A 20,746-nucleotide genomic window follows, 5' to 3' on the forward strand; every position below is an offset into this window, starting at 1 on the left:
TAGGCGGTGATGGCCTCTTCGGCCTTCAGCTGCTCGAAGAACATGTTGTTCAGGCCGAACACGACGTCGCCGACGGGGTTGTTCTTCTCGGCGATGATGCGGTTGGTGAGGTCGGCGCCACCGAGGCCGACGATCTCGATCTCGAAGCCGGCTTCAGCCGCCTGCTCGGTGATCCATTCGCCACGGCCGTCGCTGTTGGAGTTGGTGTAGACGATGAGCGTGCCGCCCTCACCGCCGCCTTCGCTGCTGCCGGTCTCTTCGCCGGTCGGCTCTGCACCGGCAGAGCATCCCGCGAGGGCGATCGCCGTCGCCGCCGTGATTCCGATGAGTGACCAGCGCTTCTTCCGCATGTCGACCATGTTCGTCCTTTCTCGCCTTCGAGGTGTGTCAGGGATGACATTACCTCTGAATTGTATTGAGTACACAAAGATCTGATGGATTCCTAGCCGCGGTCGCGCGGCCGCACTCAATCTAGGGCGAAGAGGTGAACGTCGAGACACGGGGGGGTGAACGTTCTGGCGTGGGAACTGCGGACCCCGATTGTTGACCATGTGCCGACAACAGGGAGTTCACTGCGCGGATACTGATATCAAGGAGTCCACGTCCCTAGGAGGAGTCACATGCGCCCGTTCATGGACAAGGTCATGCCCGACGCGTGGCAGGCCGCAGTGGCTTTCTCGGCAGCGATACGGGAGGGGGCGGCGCAGGGCGGGGTCTCGCCGCAGGAGTCTGAGCTCATCAAGCTGCGAGCATCGCAGATCAACGCATGCGCCTTCTGCCTCGATCTGCATTCCCGGGAGGCGAGGCAGTCCGGGATCCCTCAGCAGAAGCTCGACATGCTCCCGGCATGGCGGGAGAGCTCCCTGTTCGATGAGCGGGAGAAAGCGATACTCGCGGTGACCGAAGCCACCACGACGCTTCCGCTGACCGAGGAGTCGACAGCAGATCTGTCAGGGGCGCTCTCCGTCCTGGGAGAGACGACCTTCGTAGCAGCCGAATGGGTCGCGGTGATGATCAACGCGTTCAACCGCATCTCCATCCTCAGCGAGCATCCCGTCCGCCCTCGAGATGTCGACGGCAAGGTCATCCGATCGTGAGACCGCGAGGGTGCAGCCCTATCGCGTCCGAACCGGCGTGAGAATGAGGCAGGCGAAGAGAGCGGAAGGCGGGGCCGGTCATGGTGTGGAGCACGAGGCAGGTCGCTGAACTAGCCGGAACAACGGTGAACACGGTTCGGCACTATCACCGGGTGGGCTTGCTCGAGGAGCCGCAGAGGTCGTCGAACGGGTACAAGAGTTACGAGGTGCGGCACCTCGTCGAGCTGCTGCGCATCCGTCGTCTGCGCGAGCTCGGGGTGCCGGTCGATCAGATCGACCGTGTCGCCGCGGGTGACGATCGTGCGGCCGCGGCGCTGGAAGACATCGATGCCGAGCTCGCCGCCACGATCGAGCGTCTGCAGGAGGCGCGGATCCAGATCCGTACGATCGTCGATGGAGCGACGACCGCCGATCTGCCTCCGGGCTTCGAGAACATGGGTTCGCGTCTCACCGACACCGACCGTTCCTTGATGCTCATCTACTCCCAGGTGTACGACGACGAGGCCATGCGCGACATCCGCGCGATGCTCGAGTCCGACCCCGAGGACGTGCGTCTCGATTTCGATGCGCTTCCTCCGGACGCTGACGAGGAGACGCGCAGCGCTCTGGCGGTGAGATATGCGGTGGGCCTGGCGCATGACCTTCAGGCGTACCCGTGGTTGCGTGATCCGCTCGCTCACCACAAGAGAAAGCCGCGGATCACCTGGGAGATGGTGGCGGAATCGGTCGCCGCGCTCTACAACCCCGCGCAGCTCGACGTGATCGCCCGTGGCACCGCCATCGCGATGGCGGTGGTCGCCGCATCAGAGGAGTGAGCGCCTCACGTTCGGCCTGAGAGGCGCAGCTCACCGGCACCGACGGATGATGTGTACTCGGCTCACAGCCGGGGGAGCACCGTTGCCGCGATCACCGTGTTCATGATGACGGCATTCATCGTTCGCACCACCGCGCTCGAGGCCGCAGCTGCTCCCCAGTCACCGTTCTCCAGCGCTTTGGCTCGCGTGTGGACATCGCTGCCCCAGGGGATCTCCGCGTGGAACTGGGGGAGCGTGCCGCTTGCCGACAGCAGGGCGATGCTCGCCGCGGTCCGGGCGCTGGGCTGTTCGCCGTCGATGAGCGCGGCCCGCACGTTCCGGATCAGGCCGTCTCGGCGATCGCTCGCCAGCGTGATCTTCGTCGTGGGGAAGAATCGGAGGAACTTGCCCTCCGTGCGGCGCAGGTCGCCGCGGGCGATGACACGATCGAGGACCGGTTCGCGCAGGAGCGGACCCGCACCGGCGAGCACGGTCTGCACGTCCTGCGGCTTCTTCGACAGCGATGACAGTGCCGGCTCCAGCAGCGGGTCGGGGGCTTCACCGACTCCGACCGCCCGTACCCGAGTGACGGACCCATGTTCCTCCGCCTCGACTCGGCCGGCGAGAGCCAGATCGGCGAGCACCGCGCCTCCGAGCACATAGAAAAGGATGTTCTCTCCGGCGATGGTGCCGGAATCGGGCTGGAACAGCAGAAGCAGCGTGTCTTCGACGATCAGGGGTTCTTCCGACATCAGTTCATCTGTCATACGTCAAGTCAAAACCGCGCTCCCAGGACCAGGTCAAGCTCCCGCGGTGCCGGGACCCCTCGCTTGACCGTGTTCTGGGCACACGGTCTTGACTTCTGCAGAGCGACCGGCACCCGCCCGTCGCCGCACCCGACATGAGGAACGAATAACCGATGGACAACCCCTATCCCTGGCTTCAGGACTTCATCAACCAGGTTCCTGACCTCCTTCAGCCGGTGATGGTCGCGCTGGTCGCGTTCATCCCCTACATCGAGGGCGAGGGTGCCGCTGCCTTCGGCATCATCGCCGGCATCCACCCGGTGGTCGCGGCTCTTGCCGCGGTGGCGGGCAACTTCCTCTGTGTGGTCGGCGTGGTCCTGCTCGGGTCGCGCATCCGCGGAGGTGTCGTCGCGCGACGCGCGGCGCGATCGGCCGCGTCGGCCCCGGCTGCGGCCGGTACGGCGCCACAGGGTGACGCGAGCGCGGCCCCGTCGTCGACGGCCGCCACCGCATCGACGGTCACGGCCGATGCGCCGGAAGCAGACGGCGAAGAGGATGCGACGCGACGCGGCAAGGGGCGCACCAAGCTGCGGCGCTGGATGGTCAAGTTCGGCGTTCCCGGCGCCAGCATCCTCGCCCCTCTCGCGCTACCGACCATGCTCACCGCAGCCTTCTTCGTCGCATCCGGAGTGCGCAAGGAATGGGTCCTCCTCTGGCAGCTCATCGCGATCGTGCTGTGGACGGGCGCTGCGGCAGCTGTCGCAGCGGGCCTGCTCGCTCTCCTGGGGTGGTGAGACGCCGTCAGTCGGCAGCGACTCGGACGGCGTCCACCACGGTATCCGGCCGGCTACTCGTCGAACCGGCTCGGCTGGGGACCGGCATCGATGCGGCCGAGGAATGCTGCCTGACCTCCGCTGATGACATGCGCTTTCGCGAGGGGGATCCAGTACAACTCGAAACGGATGCGTTCGCCGACACCATCGTTGTCCTCGAACGCCTCCCACCGTTCGGGAATGTCGCTGTGGTCGGTCGTGAGGTGAAAGTAGTGACGAGCATGGATCGCGTCGGCGTAAGGGCGCATGTCGTACTCCCCGACACCCAGGTGTCGCACGATGCGCAGCCCATCCAAGCCGGTCTCTTCGCGAGCTTCTCGAAGCACCGCGTCCTCTGGTAGTTCGCCCGCTCTGATCGTCCCGGCCGGAACCTGAAACCCGGCTTCGTCCCAGGCCAGATCGGCGTGGCGCAGCACCACCAGCCGGCCGTCTCTGACGATGTAGGCGATCACTTTCTGCGGACGGTGCACGGTTTCCCCCGACTGTCGCGGTTCAAGCTCCTGATGAAGGGCGGGTGGCGTTCACGCGTCGCCCTGGTCTTCTGTGGGGTCGCCCTCGGACAGAAGCGCTTCCAGTATCGTCGCGTGGCGGATGAGGAAGGTACGCTCGTCCAGCCGCCTTCGCCGAAGCCAGGCAGTGACCTCGCCGTTGTGTTTGCTGGCGTTGCACGACGCGCAGGCCGGCACCACGTTCTCGAGGGTGTACCGACCGCCGCGAGAGATCGGCATGATGCAGTCGCGCTGCATGGCGGCATCCGTTGCCCGGCAGTATGCGCAGCCGCCCCACGCATCAAGGATACGGGCCCATTGGTCGGATGTCAGGTCGTTGTCGACGCGTGCCAGCCGTTGCTTCCGGCGCTTCGCATACCTCGCTTGAGCCGCAGGCGACCGCCGCGCAGCGGGGAACTTGCGACCGGAAGGCACGTCTTCACCGTAACGCGCAGACTGGTCGCCACCGGATCGATTCTGCCGCGTGGCGAGTGCTGTGAGGCGGACGACGGCGGTCTCTAGCGCACCGTTGGCAACTCTTCCCTACAGGCCCGGCAGGCCGTCGATGCTGACGGCATTCCTCTCGCGCCGGTAACCATCCATCCACTCCGGGCCCTTCGTCTCGGCTCGGCGCCGCAGAAGATCGCGCTCCTCGGTCACGTCCATGACAGGCACACCCCACCCGCACGAGTCGCTGATCCTGGTGACGTCGACGGAGATGACGGCACGCGTGCTCGGGTTGTCGGGGTGCAGATCGACGACCTCGTGGAAGCCGGGGTCGCCGGGGAGGAGGACGGAGCCCGTGCCGTGAAGGCGGACGATTCGGGGGCGGTGGCCGTACGAGGCGAACATCAGGCAGATGCGTCCGTTCTCGCGAAGGTGCGCGATCGTCTCGACGCCGCTGCCGGTGTAGTCGACCCAGGCGACGCGGCGTGGCCCAAGGACGGAGAGCGTGTCGTGCCCGCGCGGTGAGACGTTGACGTGTCCGGTTTCGGCGAGCGGGGCGGTGGCGACGAACCACAGTGGCTGTGCTTCGATCCACGAAGCCATCTTGGTGTCGATCTCATCGAAGAGTTTGCCCATGGTCCCACCGTAGTGCGGGCGTGAATCGCGGCTCGAAGCGCACAGGTGGTCGGACTCGCAAGCCGCCGGCATCCATCGAGTTCGACGGTGAAGCTCACCGCGTTCTGCGCACCGACGCTCACGTGCACGACGACGGACCCCGTCACGGTGGCGGCACAGGAGGATTCGGTAGGAGCGAGATGCGCGCGCGTCCGGTTCGCTCCGGAGTGTGTTCACACGTCCCCGTCGCCAGCGGTCTCGATGTGATCGTGATGGGCGAGAAATTCCTGGATTCGTGGGCGGACGAGATGTGGCAGCTGTGGGTGGACGCCATGCCCACCACCAGGAATGATGACGGTCTTGACGTCGCGGAGGCGCGTCGTGAGGCGTTGTGCCGCCGCTGTCGGCTGACTCAGGACCGACTCAGCGCCGAAGATGGCGAGCGTCGGCATTGTCAGGATTTCCAGATCATGGTCGGAGAGCACCTTCGCCCAGCCGATCCCGGGTCGGAACCGCATCGCCGCTTTCGCACAGGCTGCTTCTTCGGCGGTCAGGCTGACACCCGGCGTCAGCCACTCAGCCATCCGGCGCCAGCCCTCCGCTGTAGGTCGAGCAGACAACCGCGCGAACTTCAGCAGCGCACGAGTGGATGGGCGCACGATGAAGCCATTCGGCTCGATGAGGGTCAACGAGCGCAGACGTGAGCCTGCGCTCAAGGCGAGGCGCGCGGCATGCCAGGCGCCGTTGGACTCGCCGAGGAGGTGCACCTGTCCCAGGCCCAGCCCGGTGAGCATCTCGTCGAACCATTCACCGAAATCGGTTTCCCGCCCGAACGGTGTTGTCTGCACGCTCCGACCTGCGGTGCCCAGCACGTCCACCGCGATGACCGTACGCTCCTGCGCGAGGTCTTCGACTGCGAAATGCCATGACAGCCCAGTGCCGTTCAACCCGTGGAGCAGGATCAGCGGCGGACGTTTCCCTGAGCCGGACCGTCGAATCCGCGTCCTCCCGTACCTGGTGGGGATGTCGAGCAGTTCGACAGGGATCGGCCACAGACGCTCCATCGCCTCGTAGGCCAGGTGGTAGTCCTGTTCGGCGCGTTCGGTCACGAACCGACCGACGCCTTTCGCTGTCGTCTTCGTCATCACTACCTGCCCTCGCCGTTGATACGAACGTATCATGCTGATGATATGCACGTATCATAAACGATGGCGCGGCGGCCACCGCCACCAAGCTCAGCCGGCGATGGCGTGCGGCAATGCCAGGTTCACGAGACTCACGACGAACTTGCCGGGCTCTTCATGCATGCAAAGATGTGCGGAGTTCTCGAACCAGACGACGTCCTTCGACGGTGCCGTCACTCTTTCGATCCAGCGCTCGACGGGCGCCGTCGGTGTGGTGAAGTCATGGCGTCCGAGGAACATCAGCACGGGCACATCGAACGCGATGCGGTCCCGGGCGTCGAAGCCGAGCAACTGCGGAAGCACCTGCGGCATGGTCGCCTGCTGGCCGACGCCGATCAAGTCCAGATCGTCTTCTGTGTAGTACGGCGACAGTTCCGCCGATCCCATGAAGTAGTCGGATTCCGATCGATGCGCAGACAATCCGCCGTAGTGGTGCGCCCACTTCCGGCAGGTCACGATTCGTTCCAGGGTCAACGGCTGCGCGCCGGGATACTCGCCGAGCGCGTGAAGTTCGGCGAGGGCCTCCTCATTCTGATCGGCCGTCGCACTGCGGAGCGCATGTTCGAAGCTCTCGACCTCATTCTCGGGACCGGAGATCACCTGACCGACACCGATGTAGCCCCAGAGCAGGTCGGGTCGCTGCTCGGCCAGCGTGATGCCGATGATGGTGCCCCAGCTGTGTCCGAGGACGCCGACCTTCGTCACGCCGAGCTCACCCTGAATCCAGGTGATCAACTCCTCAAGATCATCGACGTACCGGTCGACACTCAGGTCCATATCGGCGGTCGCACCGGCCGCCGATTTACCACTGGCGCGCTGGTCATAGTTGACGACGGTGAAATACTCTTCCACTCCGCGCTGCCAGATCCATGACGATGCCAGCAATGTAAGGGCCGGGCCGCCGTGGCAGACGATGAGCACCGGATTCGTCCTGTTCCGACCTCGAATCGAGATGAACTGTTCGACTCCGCCGAGTTCGACGTATGTCGTGCGGTCGATCGCTTCCGGGTTAGGAATGCGACACAGATCCGCGATCACTGCTCGGCCGGATTCATCAGTCATGCCGGTCAGTCTAGGAGGACGGTCTCCCCGCGACTTTCACTCTCGCCTTCTCACCCGTCCGCGGCGGGGAGCACTGACTCGACGAGGAATCGCTCGAATGCCTCCGGGCGAGTGAACGCTGCGAGGTGTCCGCAATTCGGTGCCAGTTGCCATCCTTTTACTGGTGCGGTGACAAGGTCGAAGTACTCGCGGGCGAATTCGGTGGGAGTGACGGCGTCGGAGTCGCCCTGGAACACGAAGAACGGCACGGCGAACCGCGTCGCCACGGCCCTCGCGTCGAAATCGACGAGCTCCCGGTACAGCGCCGTCATCGAGTCTTCAATGCCCGTAGAAATGTCGTGAATATCGCGCATTGTGTGTAGCGGTGACGTCATCATCGCGGGGAACATCACGTCCATAACCATGTCCGGGATGCCCCGATCGGCCGAGATCGCCCAGCGGACGATCCGGTCGAACTCGGCCTGAGACCACCGGCGATGGCCGGGGCCAATCCGTTCGAGTTCGCGGACCCCCTTCGCCCGACCGCTCCGTCTCAGCGTCTCGAGCGTGAGCCGATAGGTCTCGTCGCCCGCCTCGGGAATGCTGTTTTGATCGACGCCGATGTACGCACTCACGAGGTCGGGACGCTCCGCTGCGACTTTGAGCCCGAATGTGCTGCCGACGGAGCTCCCCGCGAGGATCACGCGGTCGATGCCAAGCCGTCGCCTGAGTTCCTCGACGACTTCGACCACGTCCTTGGCCAGACGATCGAGCGTGAGCTCGCCGGGTGCTGGAGCGCCATTGCGGCGACGGGTCTTGCCGGTGCCGCGTTGATCGTACTCAACGATCGTGACGTGGTTCTCCCACCCGAGCGTGGTCCTTCCGAATATGGTCTGCGAGGCCCCGGGTCCTCCGTGGAGGAAAACCAGGACGGGGTTAGTTTCCCGAGTGCCTCTGATCGTGGCGAAGTGGTCAATACCGGCGGCCTGAATCCACACAACTTCGTCGATCGCTCGCCCGGCGTCGCGCAGCGCACGCGCGTTTCTCCGGCGCAGGAACGGGCGAAGCATCATCGTCGACACGATTCCGCTCATGACTCGCCCATCCCGGAGTTCCGTGGTGTACGTGGGCGAGCCACAGCGTCCGCCATCTCGAGCAGGGTGGAGGCGAAGGCGTCGACATCGAGATCGGGCCGGCGCGCGAAACTCGCGAGAAACTGAGTCTTGGCACCGTCCAGGATCCGCGCTGTCATGGACGCATCGAACGACCGATCGAAGGCGCCCGCGTCCTGCCCGTCCTGCAGTACAGCCCGGATAGTCGCCATCTTGCCGACTTCGTCGTCGCCGAGGTGGCGAAGCCGGCCGTCAGCAGACCGCAACTCGTGAAATGCCTCGACGACAGCACCGAACAGGGTCGGTTGCGAAGTGAGCGGCTCGAGATCGGCCGTGAGCACGGCAACCAGTTTCGCGCCATGATCGGCAGGGTCGATCATGGCGAGTGCTCGCTGGGTCGCATCTGCCCGGAGCGAGCCGACGTGCTCGAGGACCGCCTCGAGCAGTTCGACGCGGTCGCGGAAGTGGTAGGAGATGAGTCCGGGGCTGCTGAGCCCACCCGCCGCCACGATGTTGGCGAAAGTCGCGCGCACACCGTGCTCGGCCAACGCTTTGATCGCGGCTTCGACGATCTGATCCCGACGTGCACGCTGCAAGACTGACGGTTTTGTTCGCATGAACTAATAGTAGTTCAAATGAACAAGAATCGCATGTGATCCCGGTCAGGAGTTGCGTGCAGCGATGTATGTACACTTCAACCGGACCGAATGCGAGGAGCGCCGATGGGTGAGGCAGTCGTTCGTCGGACGCAGGCCGACCGGCGTGCGAAGACACGAGAGGCGCTGCTGACCGCTGCGGCCCGCGGGCTCGCGACCTACGGCTACGCCAATCTCGCCCTCGAACGCGTGGCGAAAGAGGCCGGATACACCCGTGGCGCGCTCTATCACCTGTTCGCGAACAAAGAGGAGCTCACCCTCGCGGTGGTGCAGTGGATCCAGGAGACGTGGGATGCCGAGGTGCGCCGCCCCGCGCTCGCCGAGGGCGATCCGCTCGCCTCGCTCCTCGCGATGGCGCGAGGTCATGCGCTGTACTGCCGCGAACACGACGGCGCCAGCGTGATGCTCACCCTCCGCGTCGAGTTCGCCGGGCAGCAGCACACGATCGGCGGCGAGTTGGGCGAGGTCTACGAACGGCTCGAGGGCGAGGTCAGCGACCTCATCAGCGCCGGCCGTCGCGACGGGACGATCCCCGTCGGACCCCCGGCACAGCTGTCGGCTGCCGCCTTCCTCACTGTGCTCGAGTCGCTCGGCATCGAAGTGCGCGGGCATCGACCGCACGACGTCGAACTGGTCGAACGCGCCGTGCGCGGCATCCTCGGGGTGGCGCCTTCGGCCTGATCCAGGGCACCGATTGACCCTCCTGCTAGGGGAGGCGGGATGCTGGATCCATGTTGGGAATCGGTGAGTTCGCGGGATTGACGGGGTTGAGCGTGAAGGCGCTTCGCCACTACGACGAAAAGGGCGTGCTGGTCCCCGCGGACAAGGATGAGCGCTCCGCGTATCGCCGCTATGCGGAGGCACAGGTACGCGCGGGTGTCGTGATCCGTGCGCTTCGGGATGCCGGAGTGTCCTTGCCTGCCGTCTCTGCGGCGATCGCTTCCGGTGGGGCAGAGGATGCGCTGGCAAACCATCGACGCGACGTTCTCGAGCAGCGCGAGCGCGAAGACCAGGCCTTCCGCGCAGCCGAGGGGGTCCTTCGCGCTCTCGCGGTACCGGTGGACGTCAGGGAGCGGACCATGCCGGCCCAGCCATTCGTCGGTCAAGCCATCATCGTCGCGGTGGACGACGCCGAGGCGGTGACGGACGACGACGCCAATCAGGTCTTCGCTGCACTATTTGCGCAGCTTCACGCATCAGGCCTTGGTCCGTCAGGTCAGTTCTGGACGGCGTTGCGCGCGGGCGAGCGGGGGACCATCGAAGTCGTGTGCTGCTGGCCGACTCTGACTCTCGCGCCCGAGGGCGCAGGTGGTCCGGAGACCTTCTCCGGCGTGCTTCCCGCGCGCACGGAGTTGGTGGCCACCTGGCGAGCGGTCGAGGGCGAGGAATTGCCCGAGGGCTCGCTTCACCCCGCGGTCGTCGGGCTTTTCGACTCGATCGCCGCGCGCAGTCTGAATCTCGGCGACGCCGAGGTGAGACAGGCCGTCATCGGTCAGAGTGAGGACGACTTCGCCGTCGAGGTGTCGGTCACGGTCTCGCGCCGAGCGTGACACTGACGTCAGCCCGCGCCTCTCGGGATCGGGGCGTGCTCCGACGGGCCAGCTGTCGCGCGTGCTCATTCGGCACGTAGTTCAGTGAGGCCATCGACTCGAGCACCGCATTCCGTGATTCCTCACTCAGCGCCGATGACCCGTTGAGCACGCGAGAAACGGTCGATCTTGACACGCCGGCAGTCCGCGCGACGTCCGCGATCGTCGGTGCTCGCGACAGGGGCTCCACCGCGCCCTGCACGTCACGGCGTTCATCCGGGGCGTTGCATTCGGCGGTCTGTCTCTCACGCACAGTCCGCTCCTTACCGGCATCGCGAGGTGCACGGCTTCGAGATTAGTCAGGCACCGTCGGGTCACGGAGGTGCTGAAGGTCACGACATCGCCATCCGAGGCGAGGCGTGACTGATGGCACCTGTATCGATGTGAGCGCCGCCATAGCCTCGGAAACGCTCATGACGAAAGAAAGGACCTGGGGTGAACGTGACGAGCATGTATCCCGTGTTGATGACCGCCGATGTCGCCGCCGGTGCGGCGTTCTACCGAGAGCATTTCGGATTCGAGGTGACGTTCGATTCCGAGTGGTATATCAGTCTCAAGAGCGGCCAGTGGGAGCTCGCCCTTCTCGACGCGCGCCACAGCACCATTCCCGAGGCGTATCGCGGCACGACGGCGCGCGGCATCCTGATCAATTTCGAGGTCGCCGACGTCGACGCCGTCCACGACCGCCTTGTGGCGGCAGGGCTCGACCCTGTGTTGCCGCTGCGATCAGAGGACTTCGGTCAACGCCATGCGATCTTCGTCGGGCCCGACGGCGTCCTGCTCGACATCATCACCCCCATCCCGCCCTCAGGCGAGTTCGTCGAGCAGCTCTCCGAGGCGGCGCTCGCGGAAACCGAAGGAGTCACACATGACTAGCACTGCCCCCACATCCACACCACGCCGTAGCGGCTACCGCCGATGGTTCTTGATCGATGGCGTCGTCACCGGTGCGAACGCCGTCCTGTACCTGGTGCTGAACCAGCTGCTCCCGGGCTGGATCGGCGGCACCAGCGCGCTGTATCTGACCGTCGGTGTCTTCCTGCTCGTCGTCACCGTGGGGCTGCTCGCCGTGGCGCGGTCGGCACGACGGCCCGCGGGGCTCGCGTGGCTGCTGGTGATCATCAACGTCCTGTGGGCTGCGACGTCGTTCGTGGTCGCGCTGGTCAATCCGTTCGGTGCGAACGGATTCGGGACGGTGTGGACCGTGTTGCAGGGTGTCATCGTGCTCGCTTTCGGGATCGTTCAGGCACGCTCACTTCGTGTCTAGCTCCGAGGGGTGGCACGGCGTTCGCGCATGTCACCCCTCGGCAGCTGTGTTCCCGGCATCCGTCGGTCGCGATCGCGTGCGCGGAATCACCGCCGAGACGGTGAACCCCGCCTGCGGCGCCGACTCCACCGCCAACGTTCCGCCGAGCAGCTCGACGCGCTCACGCATACCGGTCAAGCCGTGACCGGGGAATACTCGAGCCGTCCCGGCACCGTCGTCCGCGATGATCACCCGGGCATCCTGCGCGGTGACGTCTACGCGGATCCGCATCGATCGCGCGTTCGAATGCCGAAGGGCGTTGGTGATCGACTCCTGCACGCAGCGCAGGATGACGGTGGTCTGGGCTGTGGTGACGTGCGACTCGCCGGTCAACGCCAGCGACACCGCCAGTCCCGGAGCGCCGGCCACGAGCTGGTTCAGCGCGGATGAGAGATCGGATGGCGTCTCACGCATCTGGGTGACCGCGTTGCGAACGGTTCCGAGCAGGTCTTTCGCGATGGATCGCGCTCGAAGCACATGCGCGCTCTGGGCGTCGTCGTCGGCCAGGTGCGATGCCACCTCGAGTTCCAGGGAGAGTGCGGTGAGCTGATGGCCGGCCAGATCATGGAGGTCACGTGCGATCCTCAACCGCTCTGCTTCTCTCGTCGAGGACTCCAGCAGGGCTGCGGTCGACCGCAGCTCCGCGTGCGCGAGAGCAAGGGCATCGTGAGCCGACGCGAGCTCCTTGCGCGCTTCCGACTCGTTCCTCAGAGCGAACACCACCAGCGAACCGAACGCCTGGAAGTTGGCATACGCGAACACCCCCATCAGGACGTCGGCGAGCGGCCAACCTGCCAACCCGAAGATGAGCCCGACCGTCGCCGTCTGAGCTGTCGCTACCGCGACGACGGTGCGCAGGGGCCAGTAGTACGAGATCGCCGCCACCGTGACGACGCCGAACAGCAGCGCGTTGCCTCCCTGTTCGGGGTAGAGCGCGACGAGGGCGATGCCGATCGCGATCAGCCCGATCAGCAACGCGTTCACCCGCACCGACTGCGGCCGAGGCAATATGCCGTGAACGAGCATCAGGGTGAGGATGAAGAGGAGGAACGCAGACCACCACACCCACGGCAGGGCCGGGCCACCGAGATCGGTGAGGAGCGACTCGAGCAGCACGATGAGGGCAGGAACGTCCGCGCACGCAATGCTTGCCCACGCGAGTTTGCGTTGCGGAGTCCATCGCGACCGCCGTGCTCGGGTCATGGCAGCATCCCGACGCGACGCGACGGGACAGCGGGACGCCAGTCACGCATGGTGATCGCCTCCATCGATGGGCTGGTTCGATCCCGGGGTGAGGATGCCGAGCTCCAGCGCGCGCAATACGGCACGTGTCCGATCGGTGACGTCGAGCTTCATCAGGACGCTGGACATGAGGTTCTTGACGGTGCCCTCGGCCAGGAACAGCCCTCTCGCGATCTGGCGATTGGACCAACCGCTCGCCGCCAGGCGCAGCACTTCGCGTTCACGATCGGTGAGGTTCTCGAGTTGCGGCGCCGGAGCGAATTCGTGCGGGTACCGTGCGACCGCGCGCAGCAGGCGGTCGGTCAATGCAGGCTGAAGGAGGGTTCCGCCTGCGGCGACGGCATGAATGCCCGTGAGGAGGTCACCGAGGGTGACGTCCTTGAGCATGTACCCTTTCGCGCCGGCCTCGAGGGCGCTGAGGACGAGGTCATCGTCGTCGAAGGTCGTGAGCACGAGCACAGGAATGCTCAATCCCCGTCCGCGCATCGCCTCCAGCGTCGCGATTCCGTCCAGGCCGGGCATTCGCAGATCCAGCAGGATCACGTCCGCCTTGCCGGCCGTCATGTACTGCAGAGCTTCGTTGCCGTCAGAACAATCTCCGACGACCTCGATGTCCGGGCTCAGCTCGAGGAGGCTGCGGATGCCCTCACGGACCAGATGCTGATCGTCCACGACCAGTACGCGAAGCGGGGCAGTCACGTCGACCTCCTCCGTGGTTTACCAGGAGTGTAGACAATCGCCTCGCGGCGCGAACGTGCCATCAGTCACCTGTCACGCTTCCGGTCTCTCATCGCCGTCGCCGTGACGTGACCGTCGCCGTCGCCGTGACTTCTGGCACGTGTGACCCCGCTCCCAGCGAGATTACGTTGCGAGGAGCACATCGTCATCCATCTCGAGAGAAAGGGCCGCCATGGCCAAGCTGATCAATTCCACCTACATCACGTTGGATGGAATCATCAAGGACCCGCAGAACTGGCCGTCGCTCGGGAGTTTCAGCGACGAGGGCAACCGCGTGCAGATCGAACTGCTGGAGCAGTGCGACGCCGTGGTGATGGGTCGTCACACCTACGAAGGGTTCGTGCCCGTGTGGTCGAAGCTCTCCGGCGATCCGTTCAGCGACCGGATCAACGCCCTCCCCAAGTACGTCGCTTCCACGACGCTGACTGATCCGACGTGGCAGAACACGACGGTCCTGCGTGAAAACGCGGTGGATGCGATCCGCGAGCTCCGGAAGAAGGAGGGCGGCGACATCGTGCAGTACGGTTTCGGCGACCTCTCCCGCGATCTGCTCGCAGCGGGGATCCTCGACGAACTGCGCCTGTGGGTGCATCCGTTCCTGCTCGGCACAGGCACCTCGGACGACCTGCTGTACCGTACCGGGGTTTCAGGCTCATTCGACCTGACGGACTCCACTGTGCTGTCGAGCGGAATCATCATCCTCACCTTCGCCGCGAAGGAATCGGAGGGGTGACGCATCTGAGGTTGATCAGGCGGCTGATCACCCCTCCCGGCTGGCAGGCGCCGACCGTGCTGCGCCACGGTGGGCTTCGCGCTGAAGCGTTGACTCGCCATCACCTGGTTGACGACGTCCGCGGCATCAACGCCAGCATCCGCCTCATCCGCAGAACGCGCGGCGGCCGATGGCCCACCGCACCCGTCACCGAAGAGTCCAACTACGTCGATCTGGTCTGGCATGAATGCGAGTTCCGCGACAAAGAGTCCTTCGCGTATGCCGTCTTCGCCGAGGAGCGATACATCGGTAACTGCTACCTCTATCCCGTCGGACGCCGGACGCCTGCCACCCCCGAGCTGCTCGAGCACGACGTCGACCTCAGCTGGTGGGTGACTCCGGACGCCTATGCCGGCGGTCTCTATGCGGCCCTGCACCGAGCGCTGAACGAGTGGGCGACGACCGACTTTCCTTTCACCCATCCGCACTTCTCGAACATCGAGATGCCGGCCTAGCTGCCGAGCTCGTCGACGGGTAGACAGGAAACATGAGCACGGAGGCAGTCTTCATCAACGGCACTTCCGGCGTGGGTAAGAGCAGCACGCTGCAGGCGCTCTCCGCGGCGCTCAAGAGGAAGGGCACCCCGCATGCGGTCGTGGACTTCGACTACCTTCGGCTGGCGTGGCCCGCACCACCTGACGACCCGTACAACCTGCAGCTCGGCCTGGCGAATCTCGCCAATCTGGCCGACAACGCCAGGCAGGCAGGAGCGGAGAAGCTGGCGGTCGCCTACGTCGTCACTCGCCCGGAGGACGTCGCGGCGTTCGCCGCTGCGCTGGGGGTGCCGACGATGCACGTCATCCGGCTGCGAGCGGAACCGGAGGTCGTCGAGGCGCGGCTGCGCCGCCGTCACGAGATCGATGCTCCGTGGGAGCTGGCCGGATTCCTGGAAGGGATGCAGGAACTGCAGCACCGTCTCGACGCGGTCGCGCTCGATGATCTCGTCATCGACGTCACCGATCGCAGCCCGGCCGAGGTCGCGCAGGAGATCCTCGTCGCGGCGGGTTGGTGATGACGGATGGTCGATGACGCCGCTCGTGCGCCAGAGAGCTACATCAGTTGATCGAGTACGAGCTCTCCACGAGCGTTCAGGTGCTCCATCATGCGTTGAACCCGCTCCGGGTCGATCGTCGGCAGTTTTGCCTCATCGAACTCGAAGACAAGGGGGATGCTCGGGTGCATCCAGATCGTGAGACGACCGGCGGACGTGCTCTCTTCCGGAAGCCATGTCATCATGAAGCTCTCCTGGCGGCGCAGCTTCGTCCCGATCACGATCTTCAGGTGCGCCAGAGTACTGTCGTCCACCTCGATCGAAGGTCGAGCGCTGTTGTACTCGAGTTTTCCCATGGAGTGAACCTTACGCGTCCTTCGTCGATGCGTGCGCCCGGACAGCAATCGGGCTCGGCGGGGGTGGGTTCGACACCGGTCCCTTGCGCGCCTCCAGGTGCTGCGCCCCCGTGATGCCATTCCTCACCCGATGAGTTCGAGAGCCTCGTCGCACCAGCCGGCGAGATGGGACAACACGATGCCCCGCTGGCGGTAGAGCTGCCCAGCATCCGTACGCTGGTGGTAGGCGCTGTGCTGTTCGGCGCTTGCCCGCTGCAGCAGAAGAGGCAACAGCCAGGCGTACTTGACGCACGACGCGACCACGCCCAGCCGCGCCTCGCGCTCCGAGCCCGCCCAGCCCGCTGAGCGCAATCCCTCGAGATATGCCGGCCAGCATGCTGCCTCCAGCTCGGCCAACTGTTCGGCCGGCCAGAAAAGATCGAGGACGGCATCCGGCAGGTAGTTCCCCAAATCCTCACCGACAGCGCCGTCGCCGGCGAAGGCCCAGTCGAGCAGCACGACCTCCCCAGACGGGCGGCGGATGACGTTCGAGACCCAGGCATCCAGGTGGCAGAGCGTCCGCGGCAGATCCTCCATCACACTCAGCAGCTGCTCGCGGTGGGCGAGGAGCCGTGCCCACCCGTCGCGGAGTTCGACGGGCCAGGTGTCGCGGACCAGCGGCTGCCGCCACGCAGCGTCATCGTCGACGACGCTGATGTCGCCGGGCCGACTGGTCGAGTACGCGCGGAGGAAGCCGCGCGATGCGCAGGCCGGCGGGGGCTCGAGGGGACGAGCTTGCCAACGGCCCAAGGCGGCGGCGGTGGCGACATGGTCGGTCAGAGCGAACTCGACCCCAGCGGTGCCGCGAACATCCTCGAGCCACAGATCGACGGTCTCGTCGTCAGTGGTGACGTCCGCCGCCGGAAGGTCGAGGCCGGTGCCCTCCAGTGAGGCCCGCAGGCGCCGGTCGGCGTACACCTCTGCCTCGCGTGCCCAGTAGTTCCACTCCTGTGGGTTCGCGGAAGAGTTCCAATGAGAGGGCGTGGTGGGAACCGTGCCGGCACGCCGCAGCTGCTTGTGCACGCGGCTCGACCCGTCGGCGGCGAAGACGCGCTCGACGACCCCGGTGGTGGCGTTGTTCGGATTGAACCGCAGCGTCTCGCGCCGCTCGGATGGCATCCCTCGATTCTGGCAGCACCGGTGGCGTCGAACGGCCGGATCGCGCGGGGCCCGACATGCATACGTACACGTCTGTATGTTATGGTGAGCAGGCGGGCCATCGCATGGCTCGTTCCTCCCGCTCACCCGAGCGGTCGATCCGTCTGAGCCGCGCGTCCGGGCTCGGCAGCACGAATGGAGCGTGCGTATGGCGAAATGGGCTGGTTGGATCATCACCCTGGCCGGTGCCGGGCACACCGTGGGAAGCCTCATAGAGACGGTGCCCGCTCATCTCGGCACCTGGTTCGACGGGCAGCTGTGGAGCGAGACAACGTACACGGCGCTCAGCGAGGCCGGCGTCGCGTTCTGGTACTCGGCATTCAGCTTCGGCCCGCCGCTGCTGCTCGTCGGCGTAACTGTGCTGTGGCTCGACCGCCGCGGCATCACTCCGCCCGAATTCATCGGCTGGGCCATCGCCGCCTGGGTGGTGCTGACCTTCGCCGCGACCGGACCATCGCCCCTCCTCCTTCTGCTGATCGCGGCCACGCTGCTGATCATCGAGGCTCGCGGAAGCAGCCGGCGAGCAATCGGGCGGACGGCTTCGACCGGCCAGCTCAGCACCGCCGCATGAGCGCCGCCTACGGCGCGACCGCCGTATGAACGAGCGGATGCCGGAAGCCACGCGTCCCGGCCTCGATCGGCAGCCTGCCGCCGTCACCGCGATGTTCGACCGCGTCGCGCCGCGATACGACCTGCTGAATCTCGTGATGACCGGCGGCTACGTCACGCGGTGGCGTCGAGCGGTGACGGCAGCCATCGCGCCGCAGCCGGGCGAGCGCATCCTCGATGTCGCTGCGGGCACGGGCACCTCCGCCGTGCCGCTCGAGCGGGCCGGCGCCGAGGTGGTCGCGTCGGATCCGTCGCCGGGGATGCTGGCGGCAGGCCGGCGCCGGCATCCGCACCTCACCTTCGCGAATGCGGACGCGCTCGACCTGCCCTTTGCCGATGCGAGCTTCGACGCCGTCACGATCTCGTTCGGGCTCCGCAACATCGGCGACGCCGAGCGGGCGCTGCGTGAGATAGCTCGCGTGTGCCGACCCGGCGGACGCCTCGTGATCTGCGAGCTCTCAACACCGACGACCCCGCTGTTGCGCGCGGGCCACCGTGCCGTGGTGCAGAGGTTGCTTCCCGCGCTCGGGCGCCTCGCGTCGGCTGATCCGCCCGCCTACCGGTACCTCGCCGAGACGGTGCTGACCTGGGCTGACCAGCGGGCGCTCGCCGCCGTGATCAGGGAGTGCGGCTGGCATGACGTCGAATACCGCAACCTCAGTCGCGGCGTCGTCGCCATCCATCGCGGCACTCGTCCGATGGATGCCGCGTGACTCGGTCGCGCGGACGGGGCTCTGCCTTCGCCTGCGAGATCACGCCGCTGCTTGCAGCATCCGGCGTCCGTGGCGACTGGATCAGCTGGCAGCGCCAGCAGGTGACTTCCGGCTCCTCGACGGACCCGGCCGAATGGGCTCGGCGGATCTTCTCCGACCCGCCGCGATGGGTCGGCGCCGCCCTGGCGTTGCGCGACCGGCTGGTCGGGCTCGTCGGCATCCGGCCCAGCTCACGCGAGACGTTCGCCGTGCTGGCGCGAAGCGGGGACGAGGTGATCGTCGGCACCGACGACCGGCACATCGACTTCCGCGCATCAGTGCGCTGCAGCGACGGCTTCGTCGACGTGACCACGATCGTGCAGGTGCACAACCGGCTCGGGTGGTTCTACCTGCTGCCGGTGCGGCTGGTGCACGCTTCGATGGTGCGGAGCATGCTCGCTCGCGCCGCGCGACTCGAACGCGCCGCGTGATACCCCGGGCCGAACATCATTGGGATCAAGAGGAAGAGGACGCAGATGAAGAAGCCAGGTTTCACGGCCGCGGGCGGATGGATCGCGATGGCGGGCGCGCTCGTTCACCTGACCCTGACGTCGATCGCCCGCGCCGAGGTCTGGCAGCGGATCGTCGCAGAGGGATGGTGGAGCACCGTCAGCATGCGGCCGGATGCCGAGCAGCTGCCGATCGCCGAAGCGTTCTGGATCACTCCCGGAAGCTTCGCCGTGCCGCTGTTCGTCGTCGGCCTCCTCGCCGTCACCGCGGCGCGCGAAGGACGCGGGATGCCGCGCATCGTCGGCTGGATCTTCATCGTCTGGGGCGTGTTCTGCACGAGTCTGCTGCCGGTCTCCGGCGCGCCGCTGTTCGCCGTGGTCGGTGCACTCTTCCTCACCGGGGCGTCAGGGAAGGAGCGCGCCCAAGCCTTGGCCGCCGACGGCATCCGAGCGTCCGCCTGACCGCGCGACGCCGCTGATCATCGCAGCGTCGCGAGCCTGCCGAACCCCTCGGAGCCGTAGCCCGCATCCACGGCCCTCTGCACATGCGCCCGAGCGGCCGTCAGCACGCTGTCGTCCAAGCCATTGGCGCGAACGGTGTCGAGGATGTTGTCCATCACGACTGCCGCCGAGTCGATCGAGCCCGCCTCGCCTGCGAACTCGCCGGAGCGCAACTGCTCGTCGAGCATGTCGATCATGTCGGGGAAGAACCCGACCAGCCCCTTCGCGTGCGTCGAGACGAACTGCGGGGAGATGCCCTCCGCCGCCGCGAGCGAGAACATGTGCGCCACACCGGTCATCGATGTCCAAAGCATGTCCTGCAGAGCCACATCGAGTGCGGCAGCCCGGCCGGCATCCGCGCCGAGGAATTCCGAGTTCGGGCCGAGCGCTGCGAGAGTGTCGCGGTGCCTCTCGAGCGCGGTCTCGGATCCGCTGTAGAAGAACGCGGCACGGTCGCTTCCGATGGCATCCGGAGTCGACATGATGACGCCGTCGAGATAGGCGATGTCGTGAGCGGACGCCCAGGCCGCCATCGCTCGCGCCTGAGCAGGTGACCCGCCCGTGATGTTCAGCAGGGTCCGGCCCTTGAGCGCGGATGCGTCGATGACCGACGCCACGACGTCATAGTCGCGCAGGCAGGCGATGACGAGCGGACTGGATTCGATGGCTACTGCCGCGGTTGCGGCGACGGTAGCGTCGAGGTCTTCCGCTTTCGAAGGGGTGCGATTCCAGACGGTGGTGCGATGGCCCGCGGCTGCGAACGTGATGGCAAGGGCGTGTCCCATCGGGCCGAGCCCGAGAACGGTAACGGATGTCATGGCGGTTACGCTAAACCGTGACGCCAATGTCAGAGTCAAGAAGAGGTCGGGATGCGCATCGGTGAGCTGTCGCGACGGTCGGGTGTGAGCGTTCGGGCGCTGCGGTACTACGAGCAGCAGGGGTTGCTTGCACCGCAACGACGACCGAGCGGATATCGCGTCTACGGTGCGGATGACGTCGCCACGGTCGGCCGTATCAGGACTCTGCTGGCTGCAGGACTCAGCACCGCGCAGATCCTCGAGGTGCTGCCGTGCGTCGTCGAGATCGAAGACCTGCTGGCCCCTGGATGCGAGGGGCTGGTGACAGGGATGATCGAGCAACGCGACCGGATCGACGGCGCCATTCACGAGTTGCAGACGACTCGCGCGCGTCTGGATGACATCATCGCCCGGGCGATGTGAGCGGCCCGCTG

Annotated in this window: 29 protein-coding genes and 1 pseudogene; 15 read left to right on the top strand and 15 right to left on the bottom strand. The window is 66.1% G+C overall.

Going from position 1 to position 20,746, the window contains the following annotated elements; translation table 11 throughout:
* A pseudogene (locus RIN18_RS14435) lies at window positions 1-359 on the bottom strand (ABC transporter substrate-binding protein); the annotation flags it as partial.
* A 261-nt stretch (window positions 360-620) separates the two neighbouring features.
* On the opposite strand from RIN18_RS14435, the gene RIN18_RS14440 reads away from it, so the two are divergent.
* Window positions 621-1,097 carry a carboxymuconolactone decarboxylase family protein gene (locus tag RIN18_RS14440; protein ID WP_309104682.1) on the top strand — a complete coding sequence of 159 codons (477 nt, stop codon included), beginning with the start codon at window positions 621-623 and terminating at the stop codon, window positions 1,095-1,097.
* Window positions 1,098-1,177: 80 nt separating this feature from the next.
* Window positions 1,178-1,912 (top strand): MerR family transcriptional regulator, encoded by a 735-nt coding sequence (locus RIN18_RS14445; protein ID WP_309104683.1) that lies wholly within the window; start codon window positions 1,178-1,180, stop codon window positions 1,910-1,912.
* A gap of 62 nt (window positions 1,913-1,974) precedes the next feature.
* Here the strand turns inward: RIN18_RS14445 and RIN18_RS14450 are convergent, their stop codons facing one another.
* The gene (locus tag RIN18_RS14450; protein WP_309104684.1) at window positions 1,975-2,658 is read right to left on the bottom strand and encodes a GPP34 family phosphoprotein; all 684 of its coding nucleotides are present in this window, start codon (window positions 2,656-2,658) and stop codon (window positions 1,975-1,977) included.
* 152 nt (window positions 2,659-2,810) lie between these two features.
* On the opposite strand from RIN18_RS14450, the gene RIN18_RS14455 reads away from it, so the two are divergent.
* Window positions 2,811-3,431: a small multidrug efflux protein gene (locus RIN18_RS14455; RefSeq protein ID WP_309104685.1), complete on the top strand. Its 621-nt coding sequence runs from the start codon at window positions 2,811-2,813 to the stop codon at window positions 3,429-3,431.
* 53 nt (window positions 3,432-3,484) lie between these two features.
* Here RIN18_RS14455 and RIN18_RS14460 read toward each other — a convergent pair whose 3' ends face one another.
* From RIN18_RS14460 to RIN18_RS14490, 7 genes are all read right to left on the bottom strand, one after another.
* The gene (locus tag RIN18_RS14460; RefSeq protein ID WP_309104686.1) at window positions 3,485-3,940 is read right to left on the bottom strand and encodes an NUDIX domain-containing protein; all 456 of its coding nucleotides are present in this window, start codon (window positions 3,938-3,940) and stop codon (window positions 3,485-3,487) included.
* A 51-nt stretch (window positions 3,941-3,991) separates the two neighbouring features.
* A complete protein-coding gene (locus RIN18_RS14465; protein ID WP_309104687.1) occupies window positions 3,992-4,393 on the bottom strand; it encodes an HNH endonuclease signature motif containing protein in 402 nt (133 codons plus the stop codon).
* Window positions 4,394-4,501: 108 nt separating this feature from the next.
* Window positions 4,502-5,041 (bottom strand): pyridoxamine 5'-phosphate oxidase family protein, encoded by a 540-nt coding sequence (locus RIN18_RS14470; protein ID WP_309104688.1) that lies wholly within the window; start codon window positions 5,039-5,041, stop codon window positions 4,502-4,504.
* A gap of 212 nt (window positions 5,042-5,253) precedes the next feature.
* Complete coding sequence (locus tag RIN18_RS14475) at window positions 5,254-6,165, bottom strand: alpha/beta fold hydrolase (RefSeq protein WP_309104689.1); 912 nt, start codon at window positions 6,163-6,165, stop codon at window positions 5,254-5,256.
* 90 nt (window positions 6,166-6,255) lie between these two features.
* Entirely contained in the window at window positions 6,256-7,266 is a 1,011-nt protein-coding gene (locus tag RIN18_RS14480) for an alpha/beta fold hydrolase (protein WP_309104690.1), read from the bottom strand.
* 50 nt (window positions 7,267-7,316) lie between these two features.
* Entirely contained in the window at window positions 7,317-8,318 is a 1,002-nt protein-coding gene (locus RIN18_RS14485) for an alpha/beta hydrolase (protein WP_309104733.1), read from the bottom strand.
* 17 nt (window positions 8,319-8,335) lie between these two features.
* On the bottom strand, window positions 8,336-8,953 hold the full coding sequence (locus tag RIN18_RS14490) for a TetR family transcriptional regulator (protein ID WP_309104691.1): 618 nt from the start codon (window positions 8,951-8,953) through the stop codon (window positions 8,336-8,338).
* A 126-nt stretch (window positions 8,954-9,079) separates the two neighbouring features.
* Between RIN18_RS14490 and RIN18_RS14495 the strand changes: the two genes are divergently transcribed.
* Together RIN18_RS14495 and RIN18_RS14500 are read left to right on the top strand one after the other, a co-directional pair.
* A complete protein-coding gene (locus RIN18_RS14495; protein WP_309104692.1) occupies window positions 9,080-9,694 on the top strand; it encodes a TetR/AcrR family transcriptional regulator in 615 nt (204 codons plus the stop codon).
* Between the two features lie 50 nt (window positions 9,695-9,744).
* Window positions 9,745-10,563 (top strand): MerR family transcriptional regulator, encoded by an 819-nt coding sequence (locus RIN18_RS14500; RefSeq protein ID WP_309104693.1) that lies wholly within the window; start codon window positions 9,745-9,747, stop codon window positions 10,561-10,563.
* Here the strand turns inward: RIN18_RS14500 and RIN18_RS14505 are convergent.
* Window positions 10,541-10,855, bottom strand: coding sequence for a LacI family DNA-binding transcriptional regulator (locus RIN18_RS14505; RefSeq protein ID WP_309104694.1), 315 nt, complete (start codon window positions 10,853-10,855; stop codon window positions 10,541-10,543). The two genes, RIN18_RS14500 and RIN18_RS14505, sit on opposite strands and share 23 nt — an antisense overlap.
* A 212-nt stretch (window positions 10,856-11,067) precedes the next feature.
* Here RIN18_RS14505 and RIN18_RS14510 point away from each other — a divergent pair, with 212 nt between their 5' ends.
* Together RIN18_RS14510 and RIN18_RS14515 are read left to right on the top strand one after the other, a co-directional pair.
* Entirely contained in the window at window positions 11,068-11,478 is a 411-nt protein-coding gene (locus RIN18_RS14510; protein WP_309104734.1) for a VOC family protein, read from the top strand.
* Complete coding sequence (locus RIN18_RS14515; RefSeq protein WP_309104695.1) at window positions 11,471-11,869, top strand: hypothetical protein; 399 nt, start codon at window positions 11,471-11,473, stop codon at window positions 11,867-11,869. Before RIN18_RS14510 ends, RIN18_RS14515 begins: the two co-directional genes overlap by 8 nt.
* A gap of 30 nt (window positions 11,870-11,899) precedes the next feature.
* Here the strand turns inward: RIN18_RS14515 and RIN18_RS14520 are convergent, their stop codons facing one another.
* Together RIN18_RS14520 and RIN18_RS14525 are read right to left on the bottom strand one after the other, a co-directional pair.
* Entirely contained in the window at window positions 11,900-13,111 is a 1,212-nt protein-coding gene (locus tag RIN18_RS14520) for a sensor histidine kinase (RefSeq protein WP_309104696.1), read from the bottom strand.
* A gap of 42 nt (window positions 13,112-13,153) precedes the next feature.
* Window positions 13,154-13,849 (bottom strand): response regulator transcription factor, encoded by a 696-nt coding sequence (locus tag RIN18_RS14525; RefSeq protein ID WP_309104697.1) that lies wholly within the window; start codon window positions 13,847-13,849, stop codon window positions 13,154-13,156.
* Between the two features lie 211 nt (window positions 13,850-14,060).
* Here RIN18_RS14525 and RIN18_RS14530 point away from each other — a divergent pair, with 211 nt between their 5' ends.
* From RIN18_RS14530 to RIN18_RS14540, 3 genes are read left to right on the top strand one after another with little or no spacing between them, the layout of a single operon-like run.
* Window positions 14,061-14,621, top strand: coding sequence for a dihydrofolate reductase family protein (locus tag RIN18_RS14530; protein ID WP_309104698.1), 561 nt, complete (start codon window positions 14,061-14,063; stop codon window positions 14,619-14,621).
* Entirely contained in the window at window positions 14,618-15,115 is a 498-nt protein-coding gene (locus RIN18_RS14535; protein WP_309104699.1) for a hypothetical protein, read from the top strand. The genes RIN18_RS14530 and RIN18_RS14535 overlap by 4 nt, the downstream gene beginning before the upstream one ends.
* Before the next feature lie 32 nt (window positions 15,116-15,147).
* Window positions 15,148-15,672, top strand: coding sequence for an AAA family ATPase (locus RIN18_RS14540; RefSeq protein ID WP_309104700.1), 525 nt, complete (start codon window positions 15,148-15,150; stop codon window positions 15,670-15,672).
* 38 nt (window positions 15,673-15,710) lie between these two features.
* On the opposite strand, the gene RIN18_RS14545 is transcribed toward RIN18_RS14540, so the two are convergent.
* Together RIN18_RS14545 and RIN18_RS14550 are read right to left on the bottom strand one after the other, a co-directional pair.
* The gene (locus RIN18_RS14545; protein ID WP_309104701.1) at window positions 15,711-16,007 is read right to left on the bottom strand and encodes a hypothetical protein; all 297 of its coding nucleotides are present in this window, start codon (window positions 16,005-16,007) and stop codon (window positions 15,711-15,713) included.
* A 123-nt stretch (window positions 16,008-16,130) separates the two neighbouring features.
* Window positions 16,131-17,165 (bottom strand): hypothetical protein, encoded by a 1,035-nt coding sequence (locus RIN18_RS14550; protein ID WP_309104702.1) that lies wholly within the window; start codon window positions 17,163-17,165, stop codon window positions 16,131-16,133.
* Between the two features lie 187 nt (window positions 17,166-17,352).
* Between RIN18_RS14550 and RIN18_RS14555 the strand changes: the two genes are divergently transcribed.
* From RIN18_RS14555 to RIN18_RS14570, 4 genes are read left to right on the top strand one after another with little or no spacing between them, the layout of a single operon-like run.
* Window positions 17,353-17,775: a DUF6463 family protein gene (locus RIN18_RS14555; protein ID WP_309104703.1), complete on the top strand. Its 423-nt coding sequence runs from the start codon at window positions 17,353-17,355 to the stop codon at window positions 17,773-17,775.
* A 37-nt stretch (window positions 17,776-17,812) separates the two neighbouring features.
* Window positions 17,813-18,526 carry a class I SAM-dependent methyltransferase gene (locus RIN18_RS14560; RefSeq protein ID WP_309104704.1) on the top strand — a complete coding sequence of 238 codons (714 nt, stop codon included), beginning with the start codon at window positions 17,813-17,815 and terminating at the stop codon, window positions 18,524-18,526.
* Window positions 18,523-18,996 carry a DUF2867 domain-containing protein gene (locus RIN18_RS14565; protein ID WP_309104705.1) on the top strand — a complete coding sequence of 158 codons (474 nt, stop codon included), beginning with the start codon at window positions 18,523-18,525 and terminating at the stop codon, window positions 18,994-18,996. Before RIN18_RS14560 ends, RIN18_RS14565 begins: the two co-directional genes overlap by 4 nt.
* 45 nt (window positions 18,997-19,041) lie before the next feature.
* Window positions 19,042-19,476: a DUF6463 family protein gene (locus RIN18_RS14570; RefSeq protein WP_309104706.1), complete on the top strand. Its 435-nt coding sequence runs from the start codon at window positions 19,042-19,044 to the stop codon at window positions 19,474-19,476.
* A gap of 17 nt (window positions 19,477-19,493) precedes the next feature.
* On the opposite strand, the gene RIN18_RS14575 is transcribed toward RIN18_RS14570, so the two are convergent.
* Window positions 19,494-20,471 carry an NAD(P)-binding domain-containing protein gene (locus RIN18_RS14575; protein WP_309104707.1) on the bottom strand — a complete coding sequence of 326 codons (978 nt, stop codon included), beginning with the start codon at window positions 20,469-20,471 and terminating at the stop codon, window positions 19,494-19,496.
* On the opposite strand from RIN18_RS14575, the gene RIN18_RS14580 reads away from it, so the two are divergent.
* Window positions 20,385-20,735, top strand: coding sequence for a MerR family transcriptional regulator (locus tag RIN18_RS14580; protein ID WP_309104708.1), 351 nt, complete (start codon window positions 20,385-20,387; stop codon window positions 20,733-20,735). The two genes, RIN18_RS14575 and RIN18_RS14580, sit on opposite strands and share 87 nt — an antisense overlap.
* The last annotated feature ends 11 nt before the right edge of the window (window positions 20,736-20,746 follow it).

This window comes from Microbacterium sp. (genome assembly GCF_031179285.1).
In the GTDB taxonomy this organism is placed as follows: domain Bacteria; phylum Actinomycetota; class Actinomycetes; order Actinomycetales; family Microbacteriaceae; genus Microbacterium.

Bases quoted from the DNA above. Each gene is read 5' to 3' on its own strand.
- RIN18_RS14440 (WP_309104682.1), top strand. From the start codon at position 621: ATGCGCCCGTTCATGGACAAGGTCATGCCCGACGCGTGGCAGGCCGCA.
- RIN18_RS14445 (WP_309104683.1), top strand. From the start codon at position 1,178: ATGGTGTGGAGCACGAGGCAGGTCGCTGAACTAGCCGGAACAACGGTG.
- RIN18_RS14450 (WP_309104684.1), bottom strand. From the start codon at position 2,658: ATGACAGATGAACTGATGTCGGAAGAACCCCTGATCGTCGAAGACACG.
- RIN18_RS14455 (WP_309104685.1), top strand. From the start codon at position 2,811: ATGGACAACCCCTATCCCTGGCTTCAGGACTTCATCAACCAGGTTCCT.
- RIN18_RS14470 (WP_309104688.1), bottom strand. From the start codon at position 5,041: ATGGGCAAACTCTTCGATGAGATCGACACCAAGATGGCTTCGTGGATC.
- RIN18_RS14475 (WP_309104689.1), bottom strand. From the start codon at position 6,165: ATGACGAAGACGACAGCGAAAGGCGTCGGTCGGTTCGTGACCGAACGC.
- RIN18_RS14480 (WP_309104690.1), bottom strand. From the start codon at position 7,266: ATGACTGATGAATCCGGCCGAGCAGTGATCGCGGATCTGTGTCGCATT.
- RIN18_RS14485 (WP_309104733.1), bottom strand. From the start codon at position 8,318: ATGATGCTTCGCCCGTTCCTGCGCCGGAGAAACGCGCGTGCGCTGCGC.
- RIN18_RS14495 (WP_309104692.1), top strand. From the start codon at position 9,080: ATGGGTGAGGCAGTCGTTCGTCGGACGCAGGCCGACCGGCGTGCGAAG.
- RIN18_RS14500 (WP_309104693.1), top strand. From the start codon at position 9,745: ATGTTGGGAATCGGTGAGTTCGCGGGATTGACGGGGTTGAGCGTGAAG.
- RIN18_RS14510 (WP_309104734.1), top strand. From the start codon at position 11,068: ATGACCGCCGATGTCGCCGCCGGTGCGGCGTTCTACCGAGAGCATTTC.
- RIN18_RS14515 (WP_309104695.1), top strand. From the start codon at position 11,471: ATGACTAGCACTGCCCCCACATCCACACCACGCCGTAGCGGCTACCGC.
- RIN18_RS14520 (WP_309104696.1), bottom strand. From the start codon at position 13,111: ATGACCCGAGCACGGCGGTCGCGATGGACTCCGCAACGCAAACTCGCG.
- RIN18_RS14530 (WP_309104698.1), top strand. From the start codon at position 14,061: ATGGCCAAGCTGATCAATTCCACCTACATCACGTTGGATGGAATCATC.
- RIN18_RS14540 (WP_309104700.1), top strand. From the start codon at position 15,148: ATGAGCACGGAGGCAGTCTTCATCAACGGCACTTCCGGCGTGGGTAAG.
- RIN18_RS14545 (WP_309104701.1), bottom strand. From the start codon at position 16,007: ATGGGAAAACTCGAGTACAACAGCGCTCGACCTTCGATCGAGGTGGAC.
- RIN18_RS14550 (WP_309104702.1), bottom strand. From the start codon at position 17,165: ATGCCATCCGAGCGGCGCGAGACGCTGCGGTTCAATCCGAACAACGCC.
- RIN18_RS14555 (WP_309104703.1), top strand. From the start codon at position 17,353: ATGGCGAAATGGGCTGGTTGGATCATCACCCTGGCCGGTGCCGGGCAC.
- RIN18_RS14560 (WP_309104704.1), top strand. From the start codon at position 17,813: ATGCCGGAAGCCACGCGTCCCGGCCTCGATCGGCAGCCTGCCGCCGTC.
- RIN18_RS14570 (WP_309104706.1), top strand. From the start codon at position 19,042: ATGAAGAAGCCAGGTTTCACGGCCGCGGGCGGATGGATCGCGATGGCG.
- RIN18_RS14580 (WP_309104708.1), top strand. From the start codon at position 20,385: ATGCGCATCGGTGAGCTGTCGCGACGGTCGGGTGTGAGCGTTCGGGCG.